This is a genomic window from Corynebacterium sp. HMSC076D02 (assembly GCF_001813815.1).
GTDB classification, from domain to species: domain Bacteria; phylum Actinomycetota; class Actinomycetes; order Mycobacteriales; family Mycobacteriaceae; genus Corynebacterium; species Corynebacterium simulans.
Genome location: NZ_KV814082.1, coordinates 120,758 through 127,185, shown reverse-complemented (window position 1 = coordinate 127,185; position 6,428 = coordinate 120,758). Strand labels below are relative to the sequence as shown.

General features: G+C 62.8%; 6 protein-coding genes. 1 reads left to right on the top strand and 5 read right to left on the bottom strand.

Annotation, left to right across the window (positions count from 1 at the left end):
- Nucleotides 1-169 precede the first annotated feature (169 nt).
- From HMPREF2935_RS11215 to HMPREF2935_RS12875, 5 genes are all read right to left on the bottom strand, one after another.
- Complete coding sequence (locus tag HMPREF2935_RS11215; protein ID WP_061922910.1) at nt 170-1,108, bottom strand: uridine-preferring nucleoside hydrolase UriH; 939 nt, start codon at nt 1,106-1,108, stop codon at nt 170-172.
- Nucleotides 1,109-1,118: 10 nt separating this feature from the next.
- Nucleotides 1,119-2,609: a uridine transporter UriT gene (locus tag HMPREF2935_RS11210; protein ID WP_061922907.1), complete on the bottom strand. Its 1,491-nt coding sequence runs from the start codon at nt 2,607-2,609 to the stop codon at nt 1,119-1,121.
- A 25-nt stretch (nt 2,610-2,634) separates the two neighbouring features.
- Nucleotides 2,635-3,564: a ribokinase RbsK1 gene (locus tag HMPREF2935_RS11205; protein ID WP_070733241.1), complete on the bottom strand. Its 930-nt coding sequence runs from the start codon at nt 3,562-3,564 to the stop codon at nt 2,635-2,637.
- On the bottom strand, nt 3,561-4,583 hold the full coding sequence (locus tag HMPREF2935_RS11200; RefSeq protein WP_070733457.1) for a transcriptional regulator UriR: 1,023 nt from the start codon (nt 4,581-4,583) through the stop codon (nt 3,561-3,563). Before HMPREF2935_RS11200 ends, HMPREF2935_RS11205 begins: the two co-directional genes overlap by 4 nt.
- 71 nt (nt 4,584-4,654) lie before the next feature.
- Nucleotides 4,655-4,957, bottom strand: a complete 303-nt coding sequence (locus HMPREF2935_RS12875; protein WP_235591050.1) for a glycerate kinase — start codon at nt 4,955-4,957, stop codon at nt 4,655-4,657.
- Between the two features lie 221 nt (nt 4,958-5,178).
- Here HMPREF2935_RS12875 and HMPREF2935_RS11195 point away from each other — a divergent pair, with 221 nt between their 5' ends.
- Complete coding sequence (locus HMPREF2935_RS11195) at nt 5,179-6,312, top strand: sensor histidine kinase (protein WP_246817834.1); 1,134 nt, start codon at nt 5,179-5,181, stop codon at nt 6,310-6,312.
- Nucleotides 6,313-6,428 lie beyond the last annotated feature (116 nt).

Here is a 6,428-nt window from a genome sequence, read left to right as displayed (position 1 = left end):
ATAAGCCATACCGAAGCCAGCGACTAGTTCCACTTTCCTTTCAGACGGCGGGAACGGACATAAACATAGCCCGCCCATTCGGATGGACGGGCTTTGAATCTTCGGTGCCCTGGGGTGGAACTGCTAACAACGTAATGGGACATTCACGTCCCCCTAGTGTGTTGAGTTCCTAACCGATGCGCTTCACCGCATCGACGACCATGGTCCAGAACTTATCGAAGTCCAGTTCCACCGCCACCTGGGTGGTGCAGTCCTCCGGGGCGGGGGCGCGGAAATCGGCGACGGTCATGCCGGTGGTCAGCGCGCCGGACAGTTCCACATCCAGTGGTGCCTTGCGGGTGGTGAACACGGTGGGGTCGATGAGGTAGGCCACGGCGCAGGGGTCGTGGACGGGTGGGTTGTCGAATCCCTGGGCGTCCTGGTAGTTCTTGCGGAAGGCGTCGAAAAGTGCGACGACGAAGTCGCCCGTCGCGGTGCCCAGTGCGGCGAGTTTTTCCTCCACCTCCGGGGTGGCCAGCGCCTGGTGGGTGAGATCCAGACCGACCATGGTCAGGGGCCAGGACTCGTTGAAGACGATGTGGGCGGCCTCCGGGTCGATCTTGATGTTGAATTCCGCGACGGCGGTCCAGTTGCCGACGTGGTAGCCGCCACCCATGAGGACGACCTCCTTGACGCGTTCGGCGATGCGGGGTTCCTTGCGCACCGCCAGCGCGATGTTGGTCAGCGGGCCGGTGGGAACCAGGGCGACGGTGCCCGGTTCGTTGTTCATCACCGTGTCGATGATGAAGTCCACCGCGTGGGTGTCCTCAACGCCCACGGTCGGCTCGGGGAGGTCATAGTTGTTGATCTCCATGCCGGTGTCGCCGTGGATGTCCTCGGCGACCTCGATGGGGCGGACCAGCGGGCGGGTCACGCCCGGGTAGATCGGGGTGTCCATGCCGGCGATGGTGGCCACGACACGGGCGTTGTGGGTGACCTTGGCCAGGGTCTGGTTGCCGCCGACGGTGGTGATGCCGAGCAGCTCGATGTCCGGGTTGCCGTGGGCGAGCAGCATGGCGACGGCGTCATCGTGTCCGGGATCGCAGTCGAGGATGATCTTGGTGGTCATGGTGAAACTCCTAATTCTCAAAGTGCGGGGTTAGTTGCCCACGGGGAGCGGTATCGGTGGTGTCGGTGGCATTGGCAGCCAGGTTTCTGGCCGCCACGGTATCGGTGATGGATTCCGGGCGTGGGATGAGCAGGGAGCACAGGAACGCCAGCGCCAGGATGATCACACCGGCCCACATACCGGCGGCGTACCCACCGTTGCTGTCCCCGAAGCTGGTGGCCACCGCGAAGAGGATGGCAAAGGAGATACCCGCACCGAGGTTGAAGGCGCCGGCGTTCATCCCCGGCAGGTACCCCTGGTTGTCGGCGGGGGAGAGCACCACACCGAGTCCGTTGAGCATGATGTTGGCGATACCGGCGTAGGTGATACCCACGAAGATGGAGATCCCCAGGTACGCCAGGTTGGAGGTGCTGCCCACGAGGAAGGTGGCACCGGCGACACCGATGATGGTGGCGGCGATACCGATCTGCAGGACGATCTTGTAGCCGAATTTGCCGGCGAGAATACCGGCGACGGGCCCGAAGACCAGGCCGGCCAGGGCATACGGGGTCAGGGTCCACCAGGAGACCACACCGGCGGACATGCCCGCACCATGGGTGGCGTTCTGCGCGAGGTTGGGCAGCAGACCGTTCATGATGGCGAACACGCCGGTCATGGTCAACAGGGTGGTCAGCAGCAGCGCCCAGGTGCGGCGCTGGCCGAGGTACTCGATGCTGACCAGGGGGTTCTTCACACGCTTTTCAATGTTGTAGAAGGCGACGGTGCCGATGATGCCGATGGCGAACAGGGCGATGACGAGGAACCAGTTGGCGTCGGCAAGCTTGCCGGCCTCGTTGAAGGCGGTCAGCAGGGCACCGATGGACACGGCGAGCGGCAGCACACCGAGCCAGTCCATCTTCGGGGTGGTCTCGGCGGTGGATTCCTTCACACTGAAGGACAGGGCCAGGGCGGCCGCCACGCAGAACACGGCCATGACCCAGAAGATGGACCGGAAGCCGAAGTGTTCCGCCAGCCAGCCACCGGCGATCGCGTCGACGCCACCGATACCACCGTTGATGGAGGTGATTACACCCAGCAGTAGTGCGTACTGCTTCTCATTGGGCACATGCTGGCGCAGGATGATCAGACACAGCGGCACGGTGGGGCCGGCCACACCCTGGATCAGACGTCCCAGGAACAACACGGTGACATTGGGGGCGAGTGCCGCGACGAGACAGCCGATGCCGGTGACGATCATCATGCCGATCAGCACCTTGCGGCGGCCGATGAGGTCACCCCAGCGCGGCAGGAAGAGGGAGAACAGGGCGGCCGCGGTGAAGAACGCGGTCTGGGTCATACCGATCTGGGCGGGGGTCGCATTCAGTTCGACCTCCATGGTGGCCAGGGCCGGAGCGAGCATGGAGGCATTGAGCTGGAAGGCGAACACCGCCACCAGCAGGGCGATCATCAGCGGGATGATCGCAGCGGCCGGGGCTTTCTTCGGTTCGATGGTGGTTGACATGGTTACTCTCGTTTCGGTGGGGGAGTTAAGCGGTGACTGTGGGTAGGTCGTCGACAAGCGTGGGGTAGGAGGCCTGCGCGCCGCGGCGGGTGGCGGCGAACGCACCGACGCGGGCGGCGAAGCGTGCGGCCTCCACCAGGGAGTGGCCGTCGGCGAGCTTTGCGACGAGCGCACCCGCGAACGCATCGCCACTGCCGGTGGTGTCCACCGCCTCAACGGTGGGGGTCGGGATCGCGGTGAGGCCCTCGGCGTCACCGACCAGGGCGCCATCGGCACCGAGGGTCATGACCACGGTGGGGAAACCCTGACCCAGCAGGGCTGCCACCAGGGTGGACGGATCGGTTTCGGGGGTGGGTGCACCGAGCATCTCCAACACGAGGGCACCCTCGTGCTCATTGACCAGGAGGGGATCCGCCTGACGCAGCTGCTCATGACCGACCGGGACCACAGGCGCGAGGTTGATCACCACCCGACCCTGCGCCAGGTCCACCGCGCGGTTGAAACCATCGGCGGGGATCTCACCCTGCAGCAGGACGATGCCGGCCTGTTCAATGAGCCGGGCATGCCGGTCCACATAGTCGGCGTCCATGCTGGCATTCGCGCCGGGCACGACGATGATGGTGTTCTCACCGTCATCGGCCACCGTGATCACGGCCAGACCGGTGGGGCTGTCGACGGTGTGGACTGCGGACATGTCAGCGCCGGAGGCACGCATGTGCACCAGGGCGGAGTCGGCCATGGTATCGGAACCCACCGCACCGACCATGTGGACCTCCGCACCGAGCTGGGCGGCGGCCACGGCCTGATTGGCGCCCTTGCCGCCGGCACTGATCTCACCACCGCCGCCGAGGAGGGTCTCACCGGGGTGGGGGTGGCGGTGGACCGTGGTGGTCAGATCCGCGTTGATGGATCCGACAACAACAATGGAACCGGGTGAACCGGGTATGTCAGTCATGGTTGTGGGCCTTTCATGAGGGAATCACCCTGGATCAGGATAGTGGGTGTGACAAGGTGCGTCTGGGTGGATTTGGTAGTTTTGGAGCCTGTCAGCAGCCCGTGCAGGACGGTGAAGGCCTGCCGGGCCATGACGTCCACCTGCTGGTCGATGACCGTCAGGGGCCGTGGTTGCAGGGCGAAGATGGGTTGGTTGTCGAAACCGATCACGCTGATGCCCTCGCCGATACTCAGGCCCGCCCGGTGGCAGGCCTGGAGCACCCCGATGGTCATCATGGTGTCCCCGGCGACCAGTGCACGGGCCCCGTGGTTGAGTAGGTGGGTGGCACCCTGATAGCCCTGCTCCTGTTCGAACCCACCACGGAAGACCAGCTGCGGTTCCCGTTCGTTGTTCCGGCAGGCCTGCTGGAAGGCTTCCAGGCGGGCACGTCCCGAGGAGGTGCTCAGCGGCCCGGAGAGGTAACCGATCGGCAGGGCATGGTGCTCCACCAGCAGCGATACCGCGGCGTCCATGCCGGGTTGCGGATCGGAGATGACGGTGGGGATGGGGGATCCGGTGAGTTCTCGGTCGATGAGGACCAAGGGCATGCCCTGGGCGTGCAGGTTGTTCAGTTGGTCCGCGCAGGCTTCATCGGGCACGCAGATGATGCCGTCCACCCCGTGGCTGGCAAGGAAGGCCGGGGAGGCGGCCATGGTCTCCGGGCGCTCATCGGTGTTGGTGATGATGGTGGCCAGACCGGCACCCTCGGCTGCGTTCTGCACGGCGGAGACCATGGTGGCGAAATAGGGGTTGATCAGGCTGGGCACCACTATCCCGATGGTGTTGCTGCGTGAGCTCTGCAGGGCCCGGGCCTGGGCGTTGGGGAGATATCCCATCTCCGCGGCTAGGGCCTGGATGCGCGTGCGGGTGGTGGTGGCCACCGCGGGGTTGTCCGCCATGGCGCGGGAGGCGGTGGCGATGGAGACACCGGCGCGCTGGGCCACGTCCTTGAGGGTGGGACGGCTGTGTTCTGCTGCCATGATGGTCACCCCGCTTCGCCCTGTGGTGTGCAAACGATTGATGTAAACGTTTGCAATTTGTTAAATCCACCCTATTTCCTCACCACCGGTTCCAGCAAGGGGGCACTCTGGCGGGGATGGAAACAGCTCCGACCCCGCCGCGGGGAGCGACGGGGTCGCAGGCATTGAGGGATAGGAACGCGGAAGCCGCGCAAGCGAATGTGCGCGGCTAGGAGGATGGTGGTCGCGCCGGGGTCGCGCAGGTCCTGCGGCACGAGGGAGAGGCCTGCGCAGGAGGCCATCTCGATGACGGCGAGGCGTCGCGCGGGGAACTCGACCCACTGGGCGGTGACCTGTTGTCCGACGGGTCCGGTGACTTCTATGGTGTGTGTCACCGCGGCGGGGCGGGCGGCGAGGATTTCGAATCAGGCTGTTCTGCAATGTTGCTCTCGTCACGGTATCCCAAGACATTAGTTTGGGGCGCAGATTTCCAATCTTCGGCTGCCTGAAATTGTGGGGAAGGAGGTCTATTTAGACCCGGCCTGGGAAAGAAATGGCTGACGAAATCGTACTCAGGCATGACTACTTAACTCGTCTAACCGGATAGCGTAGAGGCGTGGAAGTCTTTTCTGATAGGCGAATGATTCGTGACCTTGCGGTGTCGCTTTTGTGTGGAGCGGCGTCTCTCATCGGTAGGGACCTGATGTCCCGGCCGCTCTTTGACTACCTGATTATCGCCTTGGTCGTGATAGTGCCAATTATTGGCAGGCGGTGGCCGCGCCTAGTGGTCTTCGTTGCATCAGTGGTGCTCTTCGCCAGCCTGTTCCAAGTGGAACTCACCGTAGGCATCATAATCCTTGCGGGGCAGGTCGCCTACATTATTCGCCGCAGGCTGGAAGAGCCCCTACGTCGAATAATGACTATTGGGATGCTTGCTGCGGACTTTATCGGCGTATTTTGGGTGAGCCAAACGGTACAGGAAGCAGCACAGGATATTGCGCGGAGCCTTTTCGTCGTGGGCTGGAGCCTACTGGTCCTTGCGGTATGCATGCTTGTGGGTGAACTGCGTAGGAGAGCAGAGGAAGAACGCACACGGGAGATTTCGCGTGCTTTAGAGAAACAACGCCTGGAATTCGAGAAAAGCTCGACGGAACAACGGGCGTTCATCGCACGTGAGATCCATGACGTCGTCACGCACTCGCTATCGGTCATAGTTGCCCAGGCCGATGGGGCGCTCTACACCAAAGACACGGAAGCGCAAGAAGAAGCTTTGAAGTCTATTTCCCGCGTGGGAAGGACCTCTTTGCGGGAGATGCGGGGAGTCGTGGGCTTGCTGCGCACAGGGGAAAAGCGCGGCACTCAACCGATGGCGGGATTCGGTGATCTTTCAGAACTCATTAACAGCGTTAGAAGCGCTGGCATTGCTGTGGGATATCGCTGCACAGGAACGCCACCTGAAGAGCTTTCCGCCGCGACGTCGCTAAGTCTGTACCGAATTGTCCAAGAGGCTTTGACCAATGCGAACAAACATGGTGGCGGGCAAGCAGACGTACTAGTCGAATGGCTTGAAGGTATCGTCCGCCTTGAGGTGCGCAATGGATATATGGGTGATGCCCGAGGCGAGGGACATGGCATTGCTGGCATGAAGGAACGAGCGGAATTGGTTGGAGGCACCTTCCAACAGCGCAGTGACGCTGGCACATGGATAGTAGAAACAGAGTTGCCCACCGTAGGAGGAAGTAAGCAATGAAAGTCGGATTGGTAGATGACCAGATTCTCTTCCTGCACGGGATTGCCCAGATCATTGGCTCGCAGCCAGACATGGATGTTATCTGGCAAGCAAACGATGGCGAAGATGCGCTGACC